The 20,487-nt window shown below is 52.1% G+C and carries 20 protein-coding genes; 13 read left to right on the top strand and 7 right to left on the bottom strand.

Annotation, left to right across the window (positions count from 1 at the left end):
* Positions 1–111: 111 nt before the first annotated feature.
* The 3 genes from PLA01S_RS07165 to PLA01S_RS07155 all read right to left on the bottom strand — a co-directional run bounded on the left by PLA01S_RS07165 (position 112) and on the right by PLA01S_RS07155 (position 4,946).
* On the bottom strand, positions 112–1,401 hold the full coding sequence (locus PLA01S_RS07165) for an ABC transporter substrate-binding protein (RefSeq protein WP_127591170.1): 1,290 nt from the start codon (positions 1,399–1,401) through the stop codon (positions 112–114).
* A gap of 163 nt (positions 1,402–1,564) precedes the next feature.
* A complete protein-coding gene (locus PLA01S_RS07160) occupies positions 1,565–3,184 on the bottom strand; it encodes a response regulator transcription factor (protein WP_127591168.1) in 1,620 nt (539 codons plus the stop codon).
* Complete coding sequence (locus PLA01S_RS07155) at positions 3,159–4,946, bottom strand: cache domain-containing sensor histidine kinase (RefSeq protein WP_127591166.1); 1,788 nt, start codon at positions 4,944–4,946, stop codon at positions 3,159–3,161. Before PLA01S_RS07155 ends, PLA01S_RS07160 begins: the two co-directional genes overlap by 26 nt.
* Before the next feature lie 25 nt (positions 4,947–4,971).
* Here PLA01S_RS07155 and PLA01S_RS31885 point away from each other — a divergent pair, with 25 nt between their 5' ends.
* Positions 4,972–5,112 carry a hypothetical protein gene (locus PLA01S_RS31885; protein ID WP_164817350.1) on the top strand — a complete coding sequence of 47 codons (141 nt, stop codon included), beginning with the start codon at positions 4,972–4,974 and terminating at the stop codon, positions 5,110–5,112.
* On the opposite strand, the gene PLA01S_RS07150 is transcribed toward PLA01S_RS31885, so the two are convergent.
* The 3 genes from PLA01S_RS07150 to PLA01S_RS07140 all read right to left on the bottom strand — a co-directional run bounded on the left by PLA01S_RS07150 (position 5,109) and on the right by PLA01S_RS07140 (position 8,016).
* On the bottom strand, positions 5,109–5,945 hold the full coding sequence (locus PLA01S_RS07150; RefSeq protein ID WP_127591164.1) for a carbohydrate ABC transporter permease: 837 nt from the start codon (positions 5,943–5,945) through the stop codon (positions 5,109–5,111). The genes PLA01S_RS31885 and PLA01S_RS07150 overlap by 4 nt on opposite strands.
* On the bottom strand, positions 5,942–6,907 hold the full coding sequence (locus PLA01S_RS07145) for a carbohydrate ABC transporter permease (RefSeq protein WP_127591162.1): 966 nt from the start codon (positions 6,905–6,907) through the stop codon (positions 5,942–5,944). The genes PLA01S_RS07150 and PLA01S_RS07145 overlap by 4 nt, the downstream gene beginning before the upstream one ends.
* A 215-nt stretch (positions 6,908–7,122) precedes the next feature.
* Positions 7,123–8,016, bottom strand: a complete 894-nt coding sequence (locus tag PLA01S_RS07140) for an AraC family transcriptional regulator (RefSeq protein ID WP_127591159.1) — start codon at positions 8,014–8,016, stop codon at positions 7,123–7,125.
* 169 nt (positions 8,017–8,185) lie between these two features.
* On the opposite strand from PLA01S_RS07140, the gene PLA01S_RS07135 reads away from it, so the two are divergent.
* Complete coding sequence (locus tag PLA01S_RS07135; RefSeq protein ID WP_127591157.1) at positions 8,186–11,524, top strand: DUF5107 domain-containing protein; 3,339 nt, start codon at positions 8,186–8,188, stop codon at positions 11,522–11,524.
* Between the two features lie 98 nt (positions 11,525–11,622).
* A complete protein-coding gene (locus PLA01S_RS07130; RefSeq protein ID WP_127591718.1) occupies positions 11,623–12,588 on the top strand; it encodes an aldose epimerase family protein in 966 nt (321 codons plus the stop codon).
* Between the two features lie 21 nt (positions 12,589–12,609).
* Here PLA01S_RS07130 and PLA01S_RS07125 read toward each other — a convergent pair whose 3' ends face one another.
* Positions 12,610–13,359, bottom strand: a complete 750-nt coding sequence (locus PLA01S_RS07125) for an MBL fold metallo-hydrolase (RefSeq protein WP_127591155.1) — start codon at positions 13,357–13,359, stop codon at positions 12,610–12,612.
* Between the two features lie 331 nt (positions 13,360–13,690).
* On the opposite strand from PLA01S_RS07125, the gene PLA01S_RS07120 reads away from it, so the two are divergent.
* The 10 genes from PLA01S_RS07120 to PLA01S_RS07075 all read left to right on the top strand — a co-directional run bounded on the left by PLA01S_RS07120 (position 13,691) and on the right by PLA01S_RS07075 (position 20,447).
* The gene (locus PLA01S_RS07120) at positions 13,691–14,479 is read left to right on the top strand and encodes an ABC transporter ATP-binding protein (protein WP_127591153.1); all 789 of its coding nucleotides are present in this window, start codon (positions 13,691–13,693) and stop codon (positions 14,477–14,479) included.
* Positions 14,480–14,525: 46 nt separating this feature from the next.
* Positions 14,526–15,617, top strand: a complete 1,092-nt coding sequence (locus PLA01S_RS07115) for a winged helix DNA-binding domain-containing protein (protein ID WP_127591151.1) — start codon at positions 14,526–14,528, stop codon at positions 15,615–15,617.
* A gap of 37 nt (positions 15,618–15,654) precedes the next feature.
* On the top strand, positions 15,655–16,098 hold the full coding sequence (locus PLA01S_RS07110; RefSeq protein ID WP_127591149.1) for a DinB family protein: 444 nt from the start codon (positions 15,655–15,657) through the stop codon (positions 16,096–16,098).
* 49 nt (positions 16,099–16,147) lie between these two features.
* Positions 16,148–16,486 carry a YrdB family protein gene (locus tag PLA01S_RS07105; RefSeq protein ID WP_127591147.1) on the top strand — a complete coding sequence of 113 codons (339 nt, stop codon included), beginning with the start codon at positions 16,148–16,150 and terminating at the stop codon, positions 16,484–16,486.
* 276 nt (positions 16,487–16,762) lie between these two features.
* A complete protein-coding gene (locus tag PLA01S_RS07100) occupies positions 16,763–17,683 on the top strand; it encodes a Gfo/Idh/MocA family protein (RefSeq protein ID WP_127591145.1) in 921 nt (306 codons plus the stop codon).
* Between the two features lie 189 nt (positions 17,684–17,872).
* Positions 17,873–18,349, top strand: coding sequence for an NUDIX domain-containing protein (locus PLA01S_RS07095; RefSeq protein ID WP_127591717.1), 477 nt, complete (start codon positions 17,873–17,875; stop codon positions 18,347–18,349).
* Between the two features lie 23 nt (positions 18,350–18,372).
* On the top strand, positions 18,373–18,792 hold the full coding sequence (locus PLA01S_RS07090; RefSeq protein ID WP_127591143.1) for a VanZ family protein: 420 nt from the start codon (positions 18,373–18,375) through the stop codon (positions 18,790–18,792).
* A 203-nt stretch (positions 18,793–18,995) separates the two neighbouring features.
* The gene (yqeK, locus tag PLA01S_RS07085) at positions 18,996–19,661 is read left to right on the top strand and encodes a bis(5'-nucleosyl)-tetraphosphatase (symmetrical) YqeK (RefSeq protein ID WP_127591141.1); all 666 of its coding nucleotides are present in this window, start codon (positions 18,996–18,998) and stop codon (positions 19,659–19,661) included.
* Positions 19,662–19,718: 57 nt separating this feature from the next.
* On the top strand, positions 19,719–20,006 hold the full coding sequence (locus tag PLA01S_RS07080) for a hypothetical protein (protein ID WP_127591139.1): 288 nt from the start codon (positions 19,719–19,721) through the stop codon (positions 20,004–20,006).
* Positions 20,007–20,042: 36 nt separating this feature from the next.
* On the top strand, positions 20,043–20,447 hold the full coding sequence (locus PLA01S_RS07075; RefSeq protein ID WP_100538291.1) for an RDD family protein: 405 nt from the start codon (positions 20,043–20,045) through the stop codon (positions 20,445–20,447).
* Positions 20,448–20,487: the final 40 nt, after the last annotated feature.

The raw sequence follows: 20,487 nt of genomic DNA, 5'->3' as shown, positions 1-20,487 counted from the left end.
TGGGCTATAAAATCAACGAGAAAAAGCACCCGATACGTTCAGGTGCTTTTTGGTGCCACCGCTTCCGCGTGGCGGTTCTATCCAAACAAAACAACAGCTTGTGGGCATGGATTACTCCAGGCTTTTGCTCAATTTGACAATCTGGTCCCAGCCCTCGTCGATGCTGATTTTACCGAACATGATCGACTGCGTGATGTTGTCGTATTCCTTCGTGAAGTTGGCCCAGCCGCCCTTATTCCCTGGGCCCGGGTCAAACGCGGCCCCGTCCTTGGACACCTCGTTGATCAGGCCGAGGGAGCTTTTATCAACGTCCGTAAATTTGGGCTGGAGCGCATCGGCTACGGTTTTGTTGACCGGAATCCCCCGCGAAGTGCCCAAAATTTCTCCGGCTTCCTCGCTGTTGACAAACCAGTCGATGAACTCCTTCGCTTCTTCTTTATATTGGCTGTTGGGGCTGACGCTCCAGTACATGGAGGCTTTCAGCCAGCCGCCGGCCTGCGTTCCCCTCGGCTGGGTCGTTAACGCCATCACGCCGGGTTTTAAGGCATCCGTTCCGCCGAATTCCGCGGCATGCGCGCCCCGAAGCAGAATCTTTTCCTGGATGAGCAGGTCCATTTGCGCGTCCTGCGCTTTATCCGACACGGTCACGTCAGGGGGTGTTACGAGTTGGTCCTTGCGCAGCTCAGCCCATTTGTTCATCCAATCCTTCCAGGTAGCCTCGTCATAATGGAATTTTCCGTCCTTGCTCATGGAGAAACCTTTGCCCATGCTCAGCTGATACGACATGTAGAATGCGCCGTCCGCGGTCAGGTCCCGCGTGAGGTATTGGTCCTTGGCCAGCTTCGGTTTCAGGTCGCGCGCCATGGCAAAAAATTCGTCCCATGTCTTCGGCGGCTGAACGCCGAGGCTGTCCATCATCGTCTTGTTGTACACCATGCCCCAGGCGTTGTTGCCAAGCGGCATTGCGTACAGCTTGCCCTGGTAGGTGCCTGTCTCGAGCAGCACCTTATCGATATGGTCCGCCGGAATGGAGGAGAGATCCTCCAGCCGTCCGCTGGACGCCCAATCGTTGAACCAGGCAGCATCCATTTGAAAAATATCCGGCGTGTTTTTCCCCGCGGACTGGGTCGACAGCTTGTCTTGATACCCGTCGAACGACTGATACTCCGGTTCGAACGTGATACCCGGGTGCTTTTCAGAGTACAGATCAAGCGCTTTCAAAGTTGCGTCATGCCGGGCCTGAGAGCCCCACCACATGATCCGGAGCGTGATGGATTTGCCGTCTCCCGACACCGCGGATCCGGTTTCTTCTTTCTTGATCCCGCTGCAAGCGGAAAGAACCAGGGACAGTGACAGCACGGCCGCAGCGCCGGCGGCGAGACGGTGCCATGATTTTCTCATCGGAAATGAACCTCCCTTAAGTAACTGATCTTCTTCCTTTACCGTACCAAGTCCTGGGTCCTTCTCGTAGGGGACAAATCAACAAATCATTTCAGTATTTTACGATGATCGAATGAAGGGTTGGCGAGATGCTCAGTCACCAGGAGTAAACGGGACCGTCCGTTTAAGCTTTGTGGAACTCGGTGGGACTGCGTCCGGTATGCTTTTTGAACAGGGTGGTAAAGTACGGAACATTCCGATAACCGACTCGCTCGGCGATTTCGGCGATCAGCAGCTTTTTCTCGAGAACCATGCTCTTGGCTTTTTCCATTCGCACCCTGGTCAGATAATCGCCAAAGGTTTCACCTGTAAACTGGCGGAATAAGGTGCTGAGATAGTTTTTGGAGATATAGACCTGGTCGGCCACATCCTGAAGATGGATGTTCTCGGCGTAATGCTCATGAATGTATTGGATGATATAATCGACCGTTTCCTTATGCTTGAGGTTTTCATTTGGCGTGTAACGCGAACAGATGCGGTTCACTTTTTCCGCTACCCATGCCTTCCACTGCCGGGCATCTTCCAATTGCCCCAGTTCTTTGGTCAAGTCCGTGAGAGATAGTTCATCGTCGAGCCGGATGCCGGACTCGTACAGGGTAAAGGAGAGGATGGCGAACAGCTGCGTTCCGATGGCGGCAAGCTCGTCGGGCTGGAGCTGAGCCGCGCCGCTGTCCTTGCGGAAGAAGTCGTCCAGCGCCAGCAGCGCTCTGGGCTCGTCAAAGGTCCGCACGGCGTCGGTCATCTCCTGGAAAAACCGCACCGGCCGCACGTTCCGGGGTGCCGTATGCCGGTAGCCGCCTTCGTTATATACGTAGACACAAGGAAAGGCGACATCCGGTTCGCGCCGCTCGGCGAGTGCTTGAAACGCTTCTTCGGTGGAGTCGGAGATGGCAAGCCAGTCGTCCTTGCGAAGACCGGCGCCGATGTGCAGCTTGACCTTGAGGAATCGATGCACGGACGAAATGATTCGCCCTGCCAGCGCCAGAACTTCCGAGCGGAACGCTTCCGTCGGCCAGGAGAGGGGCTTATACAGCAGCAGTGCCATGTGGTGACTATGCAGCTCCAGGAAATAGCTGCGCAGCCCGTCCTGCCCGGCCAGCTCCTCCACCGTGTTGCCTACGGCGAAACGGAACAGGTGCCAATCCCGGACGGAGATGCCTTCCATGCGTCCCTGCCGCTTGATTTCCAAGGCCAGCATCATAAATTGGGCATTCTTCCAGCCGAGCCGCTCCAGCATACGGGAGGGATCCGTCAGCGGGGAGGATGTCCCTCCGGTGAGGACGGATTTGACCCATTCCCTTTCCAGATACGGCTCATACTCCATGAGTTGGTTTTGAAGCTCCCGCTCCCTGTTTTTGAGAGCCCGGCGCTCCGCAAGCTCGCGGGTGACGCGCTGCAGCACCTCGCGGATCGTGGTCGGTGAGGCCGGCTTGGGCAAATAATCGTCGACCTGTAGCCGCAGCGCTTTACGAGCGTAGTCAAAATCCGAGTACCCGCTCAAAATGATGATTTTGCCGGTGTACTGCTGCTTACGGAGCTGTTCGATCATGTCGAGACCGTTCATGACCGGCATATAAATATCCGTGATGACGATGTCGGGTTGGCTTGCTTCAATCAGCCTCAGTCCTTCTTCGCCATCCATGGCCTCTCCGGCGGGCCGTACTCCGAGCTGCTCCCAAGGGATCAGCCGAGACATGCCGCCGAGCACTTGCCGGTCGTCATCCACGATTGCGATGGTCCACATGTATTCTTCCCCCTTCGTGATTGCGCTGCTGATTCAGCTTTGGCCAATAGATCTCCGCTTCGGTGCCTGGCACATCGGTACGGTTGCGAAGCGAAACGCCAAAGGGCGGGCCGAAATAAACCTGAATGCGTTCCGTCACGTTGCGGATGCCGTATCCGCCCGTTGGATGGCGTTTTCGCGTTTTCCAGTCTTCACGCAGCCCGATGCCGTCGTCCCGAATCCAAATCCGGATGCCTCGGTCTTCTTCTGCACAAGTCAGATGGATCCGGCCCTGGCGTCTGCCATGGAAACCATGCATAATGGCATTTTCCACAAAGGGCTGCAAGGTCAGCTTTGGAATCATCAGATGCTGTACATCCTTCGGGCAATCGATGTGCCATTCCAATCCTTCGCCCCACTTGAACTGTTGGATTTTCAGATAGCAATTAACATGCAGAAGCTCTTCCTGAATCGGAATCATGGATTCGCCGCCCGACAGGCCGATGCGAAACATCTGCCCCATCAGCTCGAGCACGCGGCTGATCTTCTCCTGGCCGGCTTCAAGCGCCATCCAGTTCAGCTGATCCAGGGTGTTGTAGAGAAAATGAGGGTTAATCATCGCTTGAAGCGCCTTAATCTCCGCTTCGCGCTGCGCTTTATACTGCTGCTCCAGCGACTGATACAGCGTTTCGATCCGCTCGGTGAGCTTGCGGTAGCCGCTGAACAGGCTGCCGAATTCGTTGCGGTATTCCGTCGGCAGCGGCTGCCCGCGCTTCCCTGGATTGAAAGCCTGCATCAGCTGAACCAGCCTCCGGATCGGCCGCGTGAAATTCCGGGAAAGGAACAACGTGAAGAATAGGGACAGCAGAATGGCGGCGGCTCCCACCACGGCCATTGTCCACGCCAGGCGGACACTCCCGCTGGTGATTTCCTTCCAGGGCGTAAGCTCCACCAGCATCCAGCTGCCAGGGGACGTCCGGGACCATACGGTAAGCATGTTCTTCTCCGGCAGCGAGCCGGCGGCCGCCAGCAGCTGATGCGCATGGCCGGTATCCCCGCTCACCCGCTCCAGGATGGCATTGATTTCCCCGGGCGGCGGAGCAATCCGGGTGTGCATGATCATCCGGCCGCCGGAGTCGAGCAGCAGCCGGCTGGCCGAGGAGTTGTCTTCCGTCAGAATTTCCCGCAGAAATTTAACCCGGACATTGATGATCAGAATTCCCCAATTCACACCGTCCAGCGTGGTGATTTTACGGACAAAGCTGATCACCTGCTGCTTTCCCTGCGGCGAACCGACCTCCCGCTGGCCGATCCAGAGAAAATCGGATTTGTCGACGGCCGGATACCAGCTCTCCCGGCTGGCCGAGGCGAGCGGGAGGTACTGAATGTTGGCGTTGGGATCGACCTGAAGCGGATCGCTCATATAAATCTGAAAGGAAAACATCGAGCGCGAGCTGTTCAGCATCGGCGCCAAATAATCCCGGTTCAGCTCGTCCCTGGCCGTCTTGCGTTCATAATAATCTCCTTTCATCGTTACGTAGTTGACCAGAGGCGAGTTGATGGACACGGCGAGCGAGGTTTGCTCCACAGCGCTCATCTGGTCGGTAAGCTGTTTGTTGAGCTGCTGCAGCACCGCCTGCTGGTACTTGGAGGCGCTGTCCGCCTGCTCATCGGCCGAAAACCGATAGCTGACAATCATCATAATCGTGATGAGGATCGCGATAAAACCGGCAAAGCTGAAGAAAAAAACGTAATCGATGCGGAACGTGCGAAACGGATTCATGCGTTTTCCCCTTCCTTTGGAAGACATGAGGACACAGCATTCGCGATGCTGCCTCAATGCCCATGATGGCGGAAGCCGGATGATCGCGATTGTCCGGCTTGACCGTTACCTGAAGAAGAGCTGGAATAACACGGCACAGCTATCCGTTTACCGCTCTAATACTTAACCTTTCAGCCCGGATGTGGCGATCCCTTCCACGAAATGCTTTTGCGCCAGAAAGAAAATGATCACCGGCGGCAGAACGGAGAGCAGGGATACGGCAAGCAGCTGCCCCCACGGAACGGCCGACTGGGAGTCGATGAACATCCTGAGCGCGAGCGGGACGGTATACTTGTCCACGGTGTTCAGATAAATCAGAGGCCCAAAGTATTCGTCCCAGCCCCAAATAAACGAGAAAATCGTAACCGTGATGAGTGCCGGCAGGGTCAGCGGCATGATGATGCGCAGATAAATGCCGAACCAGGTGCAGCCGTCAATTTTTGCTGACTCGTCGAGCTCCCGCGGAATGCCGCGGATGAACTGGACAATCAGGAAAATAAAGAATGCTCCGCCCATGGCTGACGGGACAATCAGAGGCAGATACGTATTGATCCAGTCGAAGGAATGGAACATCGTATACTGCGGGATGAGCGTGACCTGTCCCGGAAGCATCAGGGTCATGAGCAGGATGGAAAACCATAACCCCTTCAGCGGAAAGGACAGTCTAGCGAAGCCGAAAGCCACCAGGCTGGCTGAAATGACGTGTAAAATCGTGGACGCCACGTTGAGCTTGAGGCTGTTCATAAAGAAGCGTGTAAATGTATACTTGGGCAGCGCCATCCAGCCTTCCGTATAATTTTGCCATAACCATACTTTGGGGAACAGAGTGGGTAGACTGATTTCCGGCGTCGATTTGAAGGAGGCGCCGATCCACCAAAGCACGGGATAAAACATCACAAAACAGAATGCGATCATCAGCACATGAACCAGCCAGTTTTGTTTTTTATGAGCACCTGTCATTTGCGGCCCTCCGTTTCGGTTTCGTAGAAGACCCAGTATTTGGAGGCGATAAAATTAAGCGCCGTGGCGATGCCGATAATAACAAGCAGTATCCAGGCCAAGGCCGAGGCATAGCCCATCTGCAGAGATCCGAAGGCTTTGTTGTACAGGAACAGGGCAAACATCTCGGTTGAATTGACCGGTCCGCCATTCGTTACAACAAAAGCCGACGTGAACATTTGGAATGCGTTGATGATGCCCATGATCAGATTAAACAGGATGACCGGGGATAACATGGGCAGGGTAATCCGGATGAACTTGCGGAGCGGAGAGGCCCCGTCCACGGAGGCAGCCTCATATAGCTCACTTGGGATTTGTTTAAGACCGGCAAGGAAAATAATCATCGATGAACCGAACTGCCAGGCTGTCAGCAGCACCAGGGTGCCGAGGGCGGTGGAGGGGGTGCCGATCCAGTTTTTGGGGGCGATTCCGACCCATATCACGAGCTGATTAATGAAGCCGTTCAGGCCAAAAATATTGCGCCACAGCACGGCCACTGCCAAGCTTCCGCCGATCAGGGAAGGCAGGTAAATGATCGTCCGGTAGAAGGATATGCCCCGGATGTTCCGATTCAGCAGCAGGGCTACAACCAGCGCGACCAGCAGTTTCAGCGGCACGGAAGCGATCACGTACAGAAATGTCACCTTCAGCGAATTGAAGAAGAGTCGGTCTTGAGCGATATCCTGGTAGTTCTCGAGCCCGATCCAGCGGGCCGGCTCCAGCAGCGAATACTCGGTGAAGGATAGATAGAAGGACTGGATAATGGGCCACAGCTGTAAAATGAGAAAGCCCAGCAGCCAGGGGGCGATGAACAGGTAGCCGGCTATCGGCGCGTTCCAGCGTCCTTTGAATGTTTTGGCAACCGCTTTCAACCCCTTGTACAGTCCGGCCTTGTCCGACGACTGTACCGTTTGTGCATTCATGATTAATCACCTCTCGCCTATTGATAGCTCCCATTGTATCCTGATGGAAATCGGGCCTGTAGGCGAAAGATGCACAAATTCTTTCATTATTGAATGATTAAGGAGCGGGTTCAGGAGAAAGTGCAGGGGCATGGTCCCTTCGAGGAAACGACGCCAAAAAAGAACAAGCAGCGACGTTATGGAAACGCGCTGCTGTTAAGAGGAAATAAGGGGACCTACCCCTTCCGGGTATCTCGGTACTCGGAAGGGGATTTTCCCATGATTTTTTTGAACAGCCGCGAGAAGTAGTAGGGATCCTGGAAGCCGAGACGGTGGCTGATCTCCTTGACGCTCTGGCCGGTCAGGTCCAGATGCTGGCAGGCCCGCTGGATTTTGAGCCGGAGATAGTAATCGATCGGGGAGTAGCCCGTCGCTTCCTTGAACCGGAAGGTGAAGTGCGGAACAGACAGATTGGCGTTAGCCGCCAACTCCTTCAGGCTTACATTGCGCTCCAGATGCTCGGTCATGTACAGCAGCGTCTGCTCCATGTCATGTTTATTGTGCTGGTGAAGCCCCTGCTGCGGTTGGAGCCGGGCGAGGCGGATCACGGCCGCCAAGTGGCCGGCGAGCTGCGAGACATGGATGATATGGTTGAGCGTATACCCTTTTTGCAGCAGCTCATAACTTTCCTGAAACAGCTCCACGATGCTCCTTGACTGGTCGACCGGAAGGACGGCAGGTTCCGCCGAATGGCTAAAGCCCTCGAACATTAACCCAGCATGCGCCCCCTTCATATGCCACCAGTAAATGCTCCAGGGATAATACTCCGATGAAGCATATTCATGCGGCGTATCCGGCGGGAGGACGACCGCCTGTCCTTTCAGAAGCCGATAGGTTTTGCCGCCGTTCACCCGGTACCAGCCTTCTCCCTCTACACAGTAGATTAAGATATAAGCGCCGCTGCCCTCAGGACGTTCCCGGTAGTGATGCAGCGCGCGCGGAAAGTATCCGATGTCGGTTACGTGCAGCGGTTCCACAAGCGGATGGCGGGCAGCCTCTTTCATAATATGATCCGGGAGGACAATGATTTTCTGAGACTCGAATCCGTCTGATTTTCGTATGGTATCCATAGCTTTACTATGAATCGGGACGGCAGTCTTGTCAACCTTATAAAACGCTCAAGAATCAGAATATAATCCATCATGTGCATGATATCGTCAATGGCTCTGCGGGCAGGCGGGCATATAAGATAGAGACATGAAGCAGCCAACGCTGATACCAATGGAGGGATGACGACTCATGACAAAACAGCTGCAAGTGAGCGTACGGGAGGAGACCGTGGAGATTCCCACGTATGAAGTGGGGAAGCCGGACCTGAACCCGATGTTTTTGGAGAAACGGGTATATCAGGGGAGCTCGGGGCGTGTCTATCCGCTGCCGGTCATCGATAAAATTCACGATGAGAAAGTAGTAAAGCCCTACCGGATCATTTTCCTAGAAAATGATTATGTGCAGATTCAGATCATGCCGCAGATTGGCGGCCGCATCTACCGGGCCATCGATAAAACCAACAACTATGATTTTGTGTACCACAATCAAGTGATCAAGCCGGCTTTGGTTGGCCTTGCGGGTCCATGGATATCCGGGGGAATCGAGTTTAACTGGCCTCAGCATCACCGTCCGAACACCTATGGCGAGGTGGAGTGGAGCCTAACGGATCACCCGGATGGCAGCAAGACGGTATGGGTCGGCGAGATCGACCGGATGTACGGCACGAAGGTGTCTACGGGCTTCACGCTGTATCCGGGCAAGGCGTATCTTGAAATTCACGCGCAGATGTACAATCGGACCTCGGAGCCGCAGACCTTTTTATGGTGGGCGAATCCGGCCGTAGCGGTCAACGATCATACCCAGTCCGTATTTCCGCCGGATGTTCATGCGGTGTTCGACCATGGGAAACGGGACGTGTCCAAATTTCCGATCGCCACCGGCACGTATTATAAGCAGGACTATTCGGCGGGCGTCGATATTTCCATGTACCGCAACATTCCCGTTCCGACTTCCTATATGGCTTATCATTCGGATTATGATTTCGTCGGCGGATATGACCATGGCTTGAAAGCGGGGATTCTGCATGTGGCCAATAAACATATATCTCCCGGCAAAAAACAGTGGACATGGGGGCACGGCGAATTCGGCCAAGCCTGGGATCGCAATCTGACCGACGAAGACGGCCCGTACATCGAGCTCATGACCGGCGTGTATACCGATAACCAGCCCGATTTCACCTGGCTGGCGCCGTATGAGGAGAAAAGCTTCAAGCAGTACTTCATGCCCTATAAAGACATCGGGCTGGTGAAGAACGCGTCCATTGACGCCGCCGTAAATCTCGAAGTTCACGACCATAAGGCCGTTGTCCATGTCTATGCCACCTCGGTCAGGGAAGGGGCTCGCATCCTGGTGACCGGAGCGGGACGCACCTATTTGGAACGGAAGGTCAAGCTGTCGCTGGTCGATACCTTCCAGGCCGTGATCGAACTGGACCCCGATGTCAGAGAAGGAGATATACGGGTCGCGGTATTCGCTGCGGACGGCAGAGAGCTGGTCGCTTACCAGCCCAAGCCGCGTACCTTGGAGCGAACGCCGGATCCGGCCACGGCGATTGGCAAGCCGGAGGACCTGAAGAATACCGAAGCGCTGTTCTTGGCAGGGCAGCATCTGGAACAGTACAGGCACGCAACCTATGAACCGGAAGCCTATTATATAGAAGGTCTTCGGCGCGATGCGGGTGACGCAAGGCTGAACAATGCCTATGGTTTGCTCCTGCTGCGCAGAGGGTACTTCACGCAGAGTGAGATTTATTTTAAAAAAGCCATTGAAACCTTGACCCGCCACAATGCCCGGCCCTATGACAGCGAACCGTTCTATCATTTGGGCAAAGCCTTGAAATGGCAGGGGCGTTTGGATGAAGCGTACGCTTATCTGTACAAGTCGGTCTGGTCGGGGGCTTGGCAAGGGGCCGGTTATCTGGGTTTGGCCCAGATTGCCTGCGAGAAGAAGGAATATGAGGAGGCGTTCGAGCTGATCGAACGGTCCTTGGCTGCCCAGTACCGTAATTATAAAGCGCGGCATCTCAAGAGTTTCGTCTTAAGAAAGCTGGGGCGCTTGGCGGATGCGGAGTTATGGCTTGAGGAAACGCTGAAGCTGGATCCTATGGATGCCGGAGCAATGAACGAGCTGGCAGCCGTATATCAAGATTTGAAGCAAGAGGACAAGAGTCGGCATGTTTACGAATCGCTTGTCCAGCTCCTGCGTGATAATCCGCATAATTACATCGCCTTGGCTCAGGACTATGCGGATGCAGGCCAATATGGCGATGCTTTGGATGTGCTGGAGCGCATCGAACGCCTTACGGCATCTGCCGTCTACCCGATGGTTTATTACTATCAGGGCAGTACTCTAATGAAGATGAACCGAGCGGAAGAGGCAGTCGCTTGTTACCGATTAGCCTCAGAGGCCGATCCGTCGTACTGTTTCCCGAATTCCCTGCATGACTACGTGACGTTAAGACAGGCGCTCGACGTACAGCCACAGGATGCGAAGGCGATGTACTACTTAGGGAATCTGCTGTACGACAAGAAGCGCTACGATGAAGCCATAAGCAGCTGGGAAGCTTCGGTCGCTCTGGACGAGAGCTTCGCGACGCCGCATCGGAATCTGGCGCTCGCTTACTATAACAAGAGGCAGGACCACGACAAAGCATTGGCATCCCTGCAAACAGCCTTCTCGCTGAATCCGGCGGACGCCAGGGTCTTCTACGAGCTGGACCAATTGTATACAAAGCTCGGTCATGCTCCCGCTGATCGCTTGAAAGCGATGGAGGAGCACATGGAGCTGGTCGAGCAGCGAGATGATTTATATCTGGAATATTTGACGCTGCACAATACGCTGAATCGTTATGAGGAGGCGCTGGCATTGATTCTGAAACGCAACTTTCACCCTTGGGAAGGCGGCGAGGGCAAGGTGCCGGCCCAGTATGTATTAGCCCGTGTTGAGCTAGCGAAGCAGCTGCTTCAGGATCGTCGCTACGAGGATGCTATAGAGCAGCTGCTTGCTGCCAAGCAATATCCGCTCAACATCAATGAAGGGAAACTCACGGGAGCGCAGGAGAATAACATCGATTATTACTTGGGCTGCGCATATGAGGGGCTGAGCTTGTCCGAAGAGGCGGAGGCGTGCTTCCTGAAAGCTTCGGAGGGGCTGGATGAGCCGACCAGCGCGATGTATTACAACGATCAGCCGCCGCACATGATTTTTTATCAAGGGGCCGCGCTGCGGAGGCTGGGCCAGGAGAATGAAGCCCGCAGCCGGTTTAACAAGCTGATCGATTACGGGGAGAAGCATATATTCGAGCCTCAGAGCATTGATTACTTTGCCGTCTCGCTGCCGGACTTCCTCGTGTTTGATGAAGATCTGGACCGAAGAAACGAAATTCATTGCCGTTACATGATGGGGCTTGGGCATCTTGGACTTGGTGACCGGCAGTCCGCGGAAACTCTGTTCCGTGAGGTGCTGCAGCTGGAGTCTCACCATCAAGGAGCTGCGTTGCATTTGGCGCTTTGCAAGACGTTGATGTAAGAAATTGATATTTCATGCTCAAGGGCCGGTAGGAACGGTCCTTGAGCATTTGTGCATCCCGGGCGATGCGTTGACTAGAACGGAGGAGGATGGCGATGATGATCTGGACCAAAGGCATGCTGGATGGATATGAGGTTTGGACAGGGCGCACGGAGGTTATGGAGATGATCGTGGTGCTTGAACTCGGAAGCAGGGTCATTTCGCTTCGTAATCGAAAGACTGGCCGGGAATGGCTGGTGCAGCCTGCTGGAGCTCTGGAAACGCACGGGTATGCAAGTTCCTTCGGAAAGCGGGACGGCAACGGCTGGGACGAAATGTTTCCAACGATCAATGACTGCCGGTATCCCGCGTATCCATGGGAAGGAACGGAGCTTCCGGATCATGGCGAGGTATGGTCCATTCCATGGAAGGCGCACAGTGAGGAGGAACAGCTTCACTGCAGCGTGCAGGGGATCCGAATTCCTTATCAGCTGCGCAAAACCTACTCCTTCCCCCGTGAAGATACCTTGCGGATTGATTATGCTGTTCATAATCCGAGCCCGTTCCCATTCTCTTTCCTGTGGGCTGCACATCCGTTGTTTCAAATCGATGAAGGCGTCGAGATTATCGTTTCGGACAAGCTGACGGAGATCATTGTATCGTATTCGGCCAACGGCAGATTGGGAGAATTCGGCGATATTCGGAAATGGCCGCAGCCATGGGAGGAATACCCCAATATTCGCTTGAATCGAACCAGCAGCAAGGTTGAAGCAACCGCAGAGAAGTTTTATTTTGCAGGCGAGCTGCCGGATGGGCAAGCTTCCATTTACGATCCGGTTGCGGGAGAAGGACTCCGCATGACGTTTCCTAAAGAGCAGGTGCCTTATTTAGCGATATGGGCGAATTACGGCGGCTATCAGGGACAATACCATCTTGCACTTGAGCCTGCTACGGGGCTGCTCGATGATCTCTCGTATGCAATGGGGCGTCAGGCAGCGGCAGAGGTGCCGGCCGGTGATACGTATACGTGGTACCTTGAGATTAGCTGGATTGACGGACAGAAGAACGAAGTGAAGTCTTCTTGATTCGCAGTGGATCGACAACGCTTAAACATAAGCCAATTCACGAATGCGCTGGTTGGGATTGTCCGTAAATAATCCGCCGTGGTAACAGATCACGTTGCGGATGTCATAGTGGGTGAGCTTCTGCAAGGAGAGCTGTGCTAATGCCAAGTCATAGGTGGTTGCCGGATCCGGTCCGACCAGCCGTCCATCGATTACGTTCAGGGCATCTGCGGCAATCAGGGTTTTGCTCGGTATGTGATATAAGCTGGTGTGGCCGGGGGTATGGCCCGGCGTATGGATCACGATCATGCCGCCTCCAAAAGGCAGCTCCTCGCCGTCGCGCACAATACGATGCACAGGGGCTGTAGGAGGGTTCTCGAGGGTGTGCTTAAACGCGTTTCTCCACTCTGTAGGCACGTTGTCCGGCAGCGATGCTATAGCTTGAGCGATAGCCTCGGGCGATAATTTGACAAGCCTTGTATCGCCTTCGATATAAGGCTTTTCGATTTCGCTGGCGAACACTTCGGGGGCTCGCTTGCTATGTTGGATAACGGCCGGCAAACTGCCGATATGATCCAAATCCTGGTGTGTTATAATAATTTTGTTTACGTCCTGAACAGAAAACCCGATGATCGATAACTGCTCCTGAATGAGCGCGAACTGGCCGGGATAGCCGGTATCGATGAGAACCAGATCCTGATGATCCCATAGGAATGTCGGGTGGATCGTTTCGATTCGTCCCATCATGGCTGCTGATATGTTCAGCATATGAATGCCTTGATCGATTAGCATATTACATACCTCCACAATACGGGGATTTCTTCTCCCAAGTTCAACTTCCAGAGAAGACTGAGCAGAAGTAGATTATCAAATCTGTAAACTGATGTAAATAAAAAAACATTTCATCATAACATAAAAATAATTATTTGTCAATATCGAGTTCGTTGACTGAAACCCTCGTTCATATATGGGTCCGGACTAATTATATAGAATGATCCCAAGTCAAAGATTGGATTCCCAGGCTGGATCTCATCAGACTATTGAGGAATATGTAATTGCTGGTATAATCCTTGAAAAGAGAAAAGCAGTGACGCAGCAGAATGACAAAGGAGAGGGAGCAGCAATGAACACGACGATTGAACTGAATAACGTAACCTGGAAACGGGATCAGAAGACCGTTCTTACAGGCGTGGATTGGACCGTGCAGCAAGGGGAGCATTGGGCGGTGCTTGGACTGAACGGTTCCGGGAAGACAACCATTTTGAATATGATTAATGGTTATATCTGGCCGACTAGCGGTACGGTTTCGGTGCTCGGGCATCTTTTTGGCAGGGTGGATTTAAGAGAATTGCGTAAATCAATTGGCTGGGTCAGCTCCTCACTGCAGGAAAGAATCCGCCCGAGCGAATCCACGCTGGATGTCGTGATAAGCGGTAAACATGCCTCGATCGGCCTGTATCAGAAGGTGGATGAAGCGGACCGGGAACAGGCCGAGCAGCTCATGAAGGATTTTAATTGTATTCATCTGCTGGGTCGTACATACGAAACCTGTTCTCAAGGGGAGAAGCAGAAGCTGCTGATCGCTCGTGCGCTCATGGCTTCTCCGCGTCTTTTGATTCTGGATGAGGCCTGTAATGGACTGGATTTTCTGTCGAGGGAAGCGCTGCTGTCCAGTATTACGGCACTGGCTTCAAAGCCTGATGCGCCGACCCTGCTGTTCGTTACGCATCATATCGAAGAAATACTGCCGATTTTCTCGCACTCCTTGCTCATCCGCCGGGGCACCGTATTCGGGAAGGGGCGTTCCAAGGACATGCTGACAAGCGACAATTTGAGCTCGTTTTTTGAGACGCCGGTTGAGGTGAGCTGGCAGAACGAACGCGCCTGGATGTCCATTCCGGATTTAAAATGAAGGCTTGAAGCTCGCGAGATATTCATGACCTAGGAGAGTGACCATTGTGCCAAGTCGAATCATAGCGAATCGAAGGCTGTTCAATCAAGGGATAACCGGCATGAAGCATGAGAGTCCGGAGCAAGTCGTCAGAGGACTCGGCGCGGTGCAAGCTCAGGATTATCATCAAGCGGTATGGGGAATCGGTCTCCGTACACAATCTGCCAAGCTGTCCGATGTAGAGCAGGCCATGATCGATCGCAAGATCGTGCTAACTTGGCCGATGCGGGGGACGATATTTTTTGTGCCGGCCGAGGACGCCAAGTGGATGGTGAAGCTGACGGAATCGCGTTTTCAAACGCATGACAAGAAGAAACGGGCGGAACTTGAGCTTGACGAAGGTACGCTCCATCGATGCAGTACGATCATTGGCAACGCGCTGAGTGGTTGTTCACCCGTATCCCGACCGAAACTGATGGACCTGCTGGAGGATGCGGGGATCAACACCAAGAACGGCCGCGGTTATTACATTCTCGGATATTTGGGGCGGACAGGCATGATCTGCTTCGGCCCGCATGAAGGCAAACAGCAGAGTTTTGTGCTGCTCGATGAGTGGGTCCCGAAATCAAGGGAGCTTACGTTTGAAGAATCGCTGGCGGAGCTGGCGCTTCGTTATTTTACCGGTCACGGGCCCGCAACGATTCAGGATTTTGCGTGGTGGGTCGGTTTAACGCTGACGGAAGCTAAACGAGGCTTTGAGGCGGTCAAATCAAATCTTCGTTTAGATTTTGTCAACGGCATTGAATACTGGAGCTCTGTCACTGCACCGGCCGTGTCCGCTGATACGGATTCGGTGGTTCTGCTTCCGGGTTTTGATGAATATTACTTGGGTTACAAGGACCGCAGCGCGATCATAGATACAGAGCACGATGCGAAGATCGCTCCCCATCGCAACGGGGTATTTCAACCCATGATGGTGGCAGGCGGCGAAGTGGTCGGTGTCTGGAAGCGGGAAATTAAGCGAAGCGGCATCGAAATCACGTTTAGTCCGTTCTCGCTAAGGAACGATCGAGAAGAGGAGTTTATGGAAGCTGCCAAGCAATATAGCGATTTCGTGGGAATGCCGATGACACGAATAGAATGGAATCAAGCTCTCTAAGCTTATTGGCTGAGAGAGCTCTTAGGAGGAAGATAATATGGAGTCGATCATGAAATTGGAATCATTGATTGCCGAAATGACGGAAATTGTAACGGCGACTAATGAGGTCGAATTCAATCTGAAGCTTGCGCCTGATAAATGGTCCAAGAAGGAGATCCTGGGTCACCTTTGCGATTCGGCGGTCAATAACCATATCCGGTTTGTAAAAATTTTGCTATCCGATTATCCGATTGCCATTCAGGGGTACGCGCAGAACGATTGGGTCCGGGTGAACGATTACCAGGATCAATATGATCAATCGGAAGTGTTGTCGCTGTGGCAGCAGATGAACCGGATGATTCTGCGTGTCATGCAAAAAGCCGATTCGTCTGATTTTCAGAAAAAATGTGTGCTGCCCGATAAAACGGAGGTCACGCTGGAGTGGTTGTTTAACGATTATGTTGATCATATGATTCATCATTTGGAGCAAATCGAGCTGTGATTACAGCATTGACCTTAGGTATACAACAGGAAACGAAAGGTGCTTCAATATGTTCAAAGTATTGAATCTTGCTCTCCGATTTATCCTGGAATTGATTCTATTATTTTCGATAGGTTACTGGGGCTTCCATTATGGCTCCGGGCTCATGGCACAGGTTGCACTCGGTATTGGGCTTCCACTGCTTGCAGCCGTCATCTGGGGCATGACCATCTCTCCGAAGGCAAGGATCAAGCTGCCGCTTGCCGTGGTGCTGCTTATCGAATTTCTTATATTTGCAACCGCGGTGGCATGCCAGGTATCCTCGGGCTTTATAACGTTTGCCATCGTGTTTGCTTTTGTGGCTCTGGTCAACCGCCTCATCGTGATAAGATGGAGGATGCAGCCGTAGAGTATCTGGAATTGCCCCTTATTTAAACTGCACGACGCATTTATAAGTCCGTTAGAAAGACTGCCAACGTCGGATAATCAGATGGAGGCGGTCTTTTTGTATGGGATCCGGGTTCAGGTTAAAAGACGAATTAAAGTCACGTCCTTTAGTCGTTCAGGGTGATATGATGATTGAAAGAAAAGCCTATGCCCGCCTGCTGGATAACCTCAGTAACGCAGCGAAATGGAGAAGCCAGCGTGATCATCTAAAATGCTGAAGGTAAAGGAGAATGAACTTATGACTTTGAAAATCGGTATGATTGGTTTGGATACATCGCATGTCTCCATTTTCTCGAAAATGCTGCATGACAAGACACATCCCTATCATGTTCCCGGTGCACGGGTTACGGCGGCATTTCCCGGAGGATCCCCGGACTTCGAGCTTAGCATAAGCCGGGTGGAGGGATATACGAAGGAACTCGCTGCATGGGGAACCGAAATATTGGATTCTCCGGAAGACGTCTCCAAACAGGTCGATGCCGTCATGCTCGAAGCGGTCGACGGAAGGTCGCATCTGTCCTTGTTTCGCGCGATTGCTCCTCATTGCCAAATGGTATTTATTGATAAGCCGTTTGCGGTGAGCAGTAAGGACGCAATGGAAATTGCCGAACTGGCGGAGCAGTTTCAGGTTACCGTTATGAGCAGTTCGTCCCTTCGATATGCACAAGGACTTCAGGATGAGCTTGCTCGCGGCGGTGTGGATGATATCATTGGCGTGGATTGCGTCGGGCCGCTTCCCCTTCAACCGACGCAGCCGGGATTTTTCTGGTATGGAATCCACGCGGCGGAGATGCTTTACCGCGTTCTCGGACCCGGATGCGTCAGCGTACATGTCGCCGTGACAGCGTTGCATGAGGTATTAACGGCGGTTTGGAATGACGGGAGGATCGGGACGATTCGAGGCAACCGTGCAGGCAATGATCGCTTCGGGATGACCATTCATCGCACGGAGGCCAGCAGCTTTGTGGACATCATGGCGCATCCCAAACCCTATTATGCGAGTCTGCTGGAACAGATTATGAAGATGTTCACGACAGGTGTCTCGGATGTTCATTTATCTGAGACGCTGGAAATCATTCGTTTTCTGGAGGCTGCGAATGTCTCCCGCGAAAAGGGTGAAACCGTGAGACTGGAAGATAACGATCGAACAGGACGATAACGGATCAGACGCCATGCGATTCCCTGAGGGATGGAGGTTGTTGGGGAGGTCGATGTGAATCGCCTCGCCTGATAACCTTTTTGACCTGCAATTATACATAATATTTCCATGTTAGCCGCATTGATTGTATGATAGACAGATCAAATACGTTCGGCCGTTTTTGTAAGCCGTGGAGAGGTGGTTATGATGATGACGTATCATATTCGGGTGAGGCCGACAGCGTTAGTCTTTCAGAATGAGAATGTTTTATTGGTCGAGTATGTAGATGAGAACGGATTGCATTACAATTTGCCAGGAGGCGGGGCCGAGCCAGGAGAGTCGATCGCTGAGGGTGCCTTGAGAGAATTGTATGAGGAAACCACGCTGGAAGCGCAGACTGGGCCTGTTGCTTTTGTGTACGAGAATGCTCCGCATAAACAGTCTAGAGATAACATATCGGGCATCCATACAGTATACATCGTGTTTGAATGTTATCCACATGAAGGATCGTCTCCAAAACTTCCGGCTGTGCCAGATCCGAATCAAACCGATGTCAAATGGATTTCGCTCGAGCAACTGGACGACATTATTTTGTATCCGAATATCAAGAAGCACATTAAACAGTACGCACAGGAACGCCGAAATATTGACATGATCGAGGATTACGTATTGGATAAATATGTGTGAATTCATTTTTACAGGAGACCTTCATGAAATCCCATGTTAAAATGATCGCCTTGATCCTCCTCATTGGATATACCGGCTTGTTAACATGCTGGATGATTTGGGGATTCGGGAGGACAACTCAGCCGGAATTCAGTTATAATCTGGTTCCATTCTCGACGATGGCAAGGTATTTTCCGATTCGCAGCTTGGACTCCTTGATCAATATCGTTGGGAATATCGCTGTGTTTGTACCCTTTGGAGTACTCATTCCGCTTGCATTTCAAATTCGATTTCGTAAGATGTTTGCTTACTTTTTGGCCGGGTTATTCGTGCTCGAAATGACACAGATGATCTCGCGACGGGGAAGCTTGGATGTGGATGATTTTATTTTGAATTCGGTAGGAGTTACCATTGGCTATGGTTTGCTAGGGGTCATCATGAAATCAAGGGGCAGACAACCGTAACCGCATATTTCGATCATACCTAAAATAGTGTATAACAGTCAGCAGAATGGCTTAACTACGATGTAGGGAAGTCATTCTGTTTTTTTATGTGTGGCTGATTTTGTTGTGTTAACGTTACATTCTCTATTTGATCTGGATAACAGTAATATGGGGAATTGTGGAAAATAACTATTGTTCGAACAGGAACCGAAGCTTACAATGATATGAGCGATTGGAAAATGTTGTGCGGAAAGGTGTGGTCTAGGATGAGGAATTCCGTGTTTAGTAAGCTGACTTATGGCATAGAGTTTACATATAACCTAAGGGATGATGTAGAAGCTTTTCTAATCAAGCATGGAGAGCAGGAAACGTTTGAACATATCATGAATGTAGTACGAGAGGCGTTAGTCATCGCACCGTTATTTAATGTAAGCCCAGATGCAGCCCGGCAGGCGGCGCTGCTGCATGATATCAGCAATGCTATTTCGGTAAGTAAAATGAAGGAGGCCGCGGAAGAATGGTCTCTACCCATTATGGAAGAGGAACATCGATATATCAGGATCATTCATCAGAAGCTTTCCATGGAAATGGCTCAGCGCATCTTCGGCTGCACCTCACCGGACATCTTGAACGCTATTGAATGCCATACAACGTTAAAAGCCGGGGCAAGCCAATTGGATAAGGTATTATTCGTTGCGGATAAGATCTCATGGGAACTTGAAGGCGATCACGCCTACCAAGCGGGCATGCGCAATAAACTGGACGATCTGGATTTAGACGGAGCGGCGCTTGTGTATTTGGAACATGTATGGAATCAGCGTGACAAAATGAAATTGGTGCATCCGTGGTTAATCGCAGCCAGAAGTGAGCTAATCGCCCAAAGGGTATAATCATGGCAGCTGCTTGCTTTGTGTGCGGCACCGTTAAAAGGAAGGACTACACACACTATGAACCATAAAACGATGGGCATGATTTTTATCTGTATTTCGGCTTTTTTGTACGGTATCCGGTACTTAACGGCCGCGATTGCGGGAATAAGTAACCCCTGGGTGTTTGAGGTTTTGTTATCGGAAATAGGAAAAGGGCCGTGGATATTCAGCATCATCAGTTTGATTATTGGTATCTTATGCATCATCGTCCCCATCATTCGTAAATGGACAGAGAATGACCTGAACCAGATCAAGCATAACTGGGAGGAGATTGACCAGCCAGACAACGCCGATAGGAGTCCATAATTGAATGTTATTTTGATTTTTTAAGGGGGTATATTGATGGGGGAAAACCAAGTTGCCGGCTTTTGGATCCGCCTAGGCGCCAATCTTCTGGATGGTCTAATTATTGCTCTTCCTTTATCCATCATTGCAGGAATTATCACGGGAAACTTTGAGAATGAGCGGATTTCTGATTTGATTTACGGTCTGTATGCTATGTTGGTGCCCGTGTATTGGAATGGTTACACGATTGGCAAGCGCATATGCGGCATTCGCATTCGCAAATTCGATTTTCTTGAGCCGCCGGGCATTGGAACGATGCTGCTCCGCAACCTCGTAGCCGGAATTGTGTATGCGCTGACGTTTGGAATTGGACTCATTGTGAGCATCTTTATGGTTGCGATGCGCGAGGATAAGCGTTCCCTTCACGATTTTATCGCCGGTACGGAAGTTGTGCATGATTAGGAGAACTTTAGCGTCACAACAGGATGAAGGGACGGAGGGT

This window comes from Paenibacillus lautus NBRC 15380 (assembly GCF_004000945.1).
Lineage (GTDB): Bacteria > Bacillota > Bacilli > Paenibacillales > Paenibacillaceae > Paenibacillus_AQ > Paenibacillus_AQ lautus.
Note: the sequence above shows the minus strand (reverse complement) of the source record. Positions and strands in the feature narration are given on the sequence as shown.

Excerpts from the sequence above, each read along its gene's own strand:
- PLA01S_RS07165 (WP_127591170.1), bottom strand. The coding sequence starts at position 1,401 with ATGAGAAAATCATGGCACCGTCTCGCCGCCGGCGCTGCGGCCGTGCTG.
- PLA01S_RS07160 (WP_127591168.1), bottom strand. The coding sequence starts at position 3,184 with ATGTGGACCATCGCAATCGTGGATGACGACCGGCAAGTGCTCGGCGGC.
- PLA01S_RS07155 (WP_127591166.1), bottom strand. The coding sequence starts at position 4,946 with ATGAATCCGTTTCGCACGTTCCGCATCGATTACGTTTTTTTCTTCAGC.
- PLA01S_RS31885 (WP_164817350.1), top strand. The coding sequence starts at position 4,972 with ATGAGGACACAGCATTCGCGATGCTGCCTCAATGCCCATGATGGCGGA.
- PLA01S_RS07150 (WP_127591164.1), bottom strand. The coding sequence starts at position 5,945 with ATGACAGGTGCTCATAAAAAACAAAACTGGCTGGTTCATGTGCTGATG.
- PLA01S_RS07145 (WP_127591162.1), bottom strand. The coding sequence starts at position 6,907 with ATGAATGCACAAACGGTACAGTCGTCGGACAAGGCCGGACTGTACAAG.
- PLA01S_RS07140 (WP_127591159.1), bottom strand. The coding sequence starts at position 8,016 with ATGGATACCATACGAAAATCAGACGGATTCGAGTCTCAGAAAATCATT.
- PLA01S_RS07135 (WP_127591157.1), top strand. The coding sequence starts at position 8,186 with ATGACAAAACAGCTGCAAGTGAGCGTACGGGAGGAGACCGTGGAGATT.
- PLA01S_RS07130 (WP_127591718.1), top strand. The coding sequence starts at position 11,623 with ATGATCTGGACCAAAGGCATGCTGGATGGATATGAGGTTTGGACAGGG.
- PLA01S_RS07125 (WP_127591155.1), bottom strand. The coding sequence starts at position 13,359 with ATGCTAATCGATCAAGGCATTCATATGCTGAACATATCAGCAGCCATG.
- PLA01S_RS07120 (WP_127591153.1), top strand. The coding sequence starts at position 13,691 with ATGAACACGACGATTGAACTGAATAACGTAACCTGGAAACGGGATCAG.
- PLA01S_RS07110 (WP_127591149.1), top strand. The coding sequence starts at position 15,655 with ATGGAGTCGATCATGAAATTGGAATCATTGATTGCCGAAATGACGGAA.
- PLA01S_RS07105 (WP_127591147.1), top strand. The coding sequence starts at position 16,148 with ATGTTCAAAGTATTGAATCTTGCTCTCCGATTTATCCTGGAATTGATT.
- PLA01S_RS07100 (WP_127591145.1), top strand. The coding sequence starts at position 16,763 with ATGACTTTGAAAATCGGTATGATTGGTTTGGATACATCGCATGTCTCC.
- PLA01S_RS07095 (WP_127591717.1), top strand. The coding sequence starts at position 17,873 with ATGACGTATCATATTCGGGTGAGGCCGACAGCGTTAGTCTTTCAGAAT.
- PLA01S_RS07090 (WP_127591143.1), top strand. The coding sequence starts at position 18,373 with ATGAAATCCCATGTTAAAATGATCGCCTTGATCCTCCTCATTGGATAT.
- yqeK (WP_127591141.1), top strand. The coding sequence starts at position 18,996 with ATGAGCGATTGGAAAATGTTGTGCGGAAAGGTGTGGTCTAGGATGAGG.
- PLA01S_RS07080 (WP_127591139.1), top strand. The coding sequence starts at position 19,719 with ATGAACCATAAAACGATGGGCATGATTTTTATCTGTATTTCGGCTTTT.
- PLA01S_RS07075 (WP_100538291.1), top strand. The coding sequence starts at position 20,043 with ATGGGGGAAAACCAAGTTGCCGGCTTTTGGATCCGCCTAGGCGCCAAT.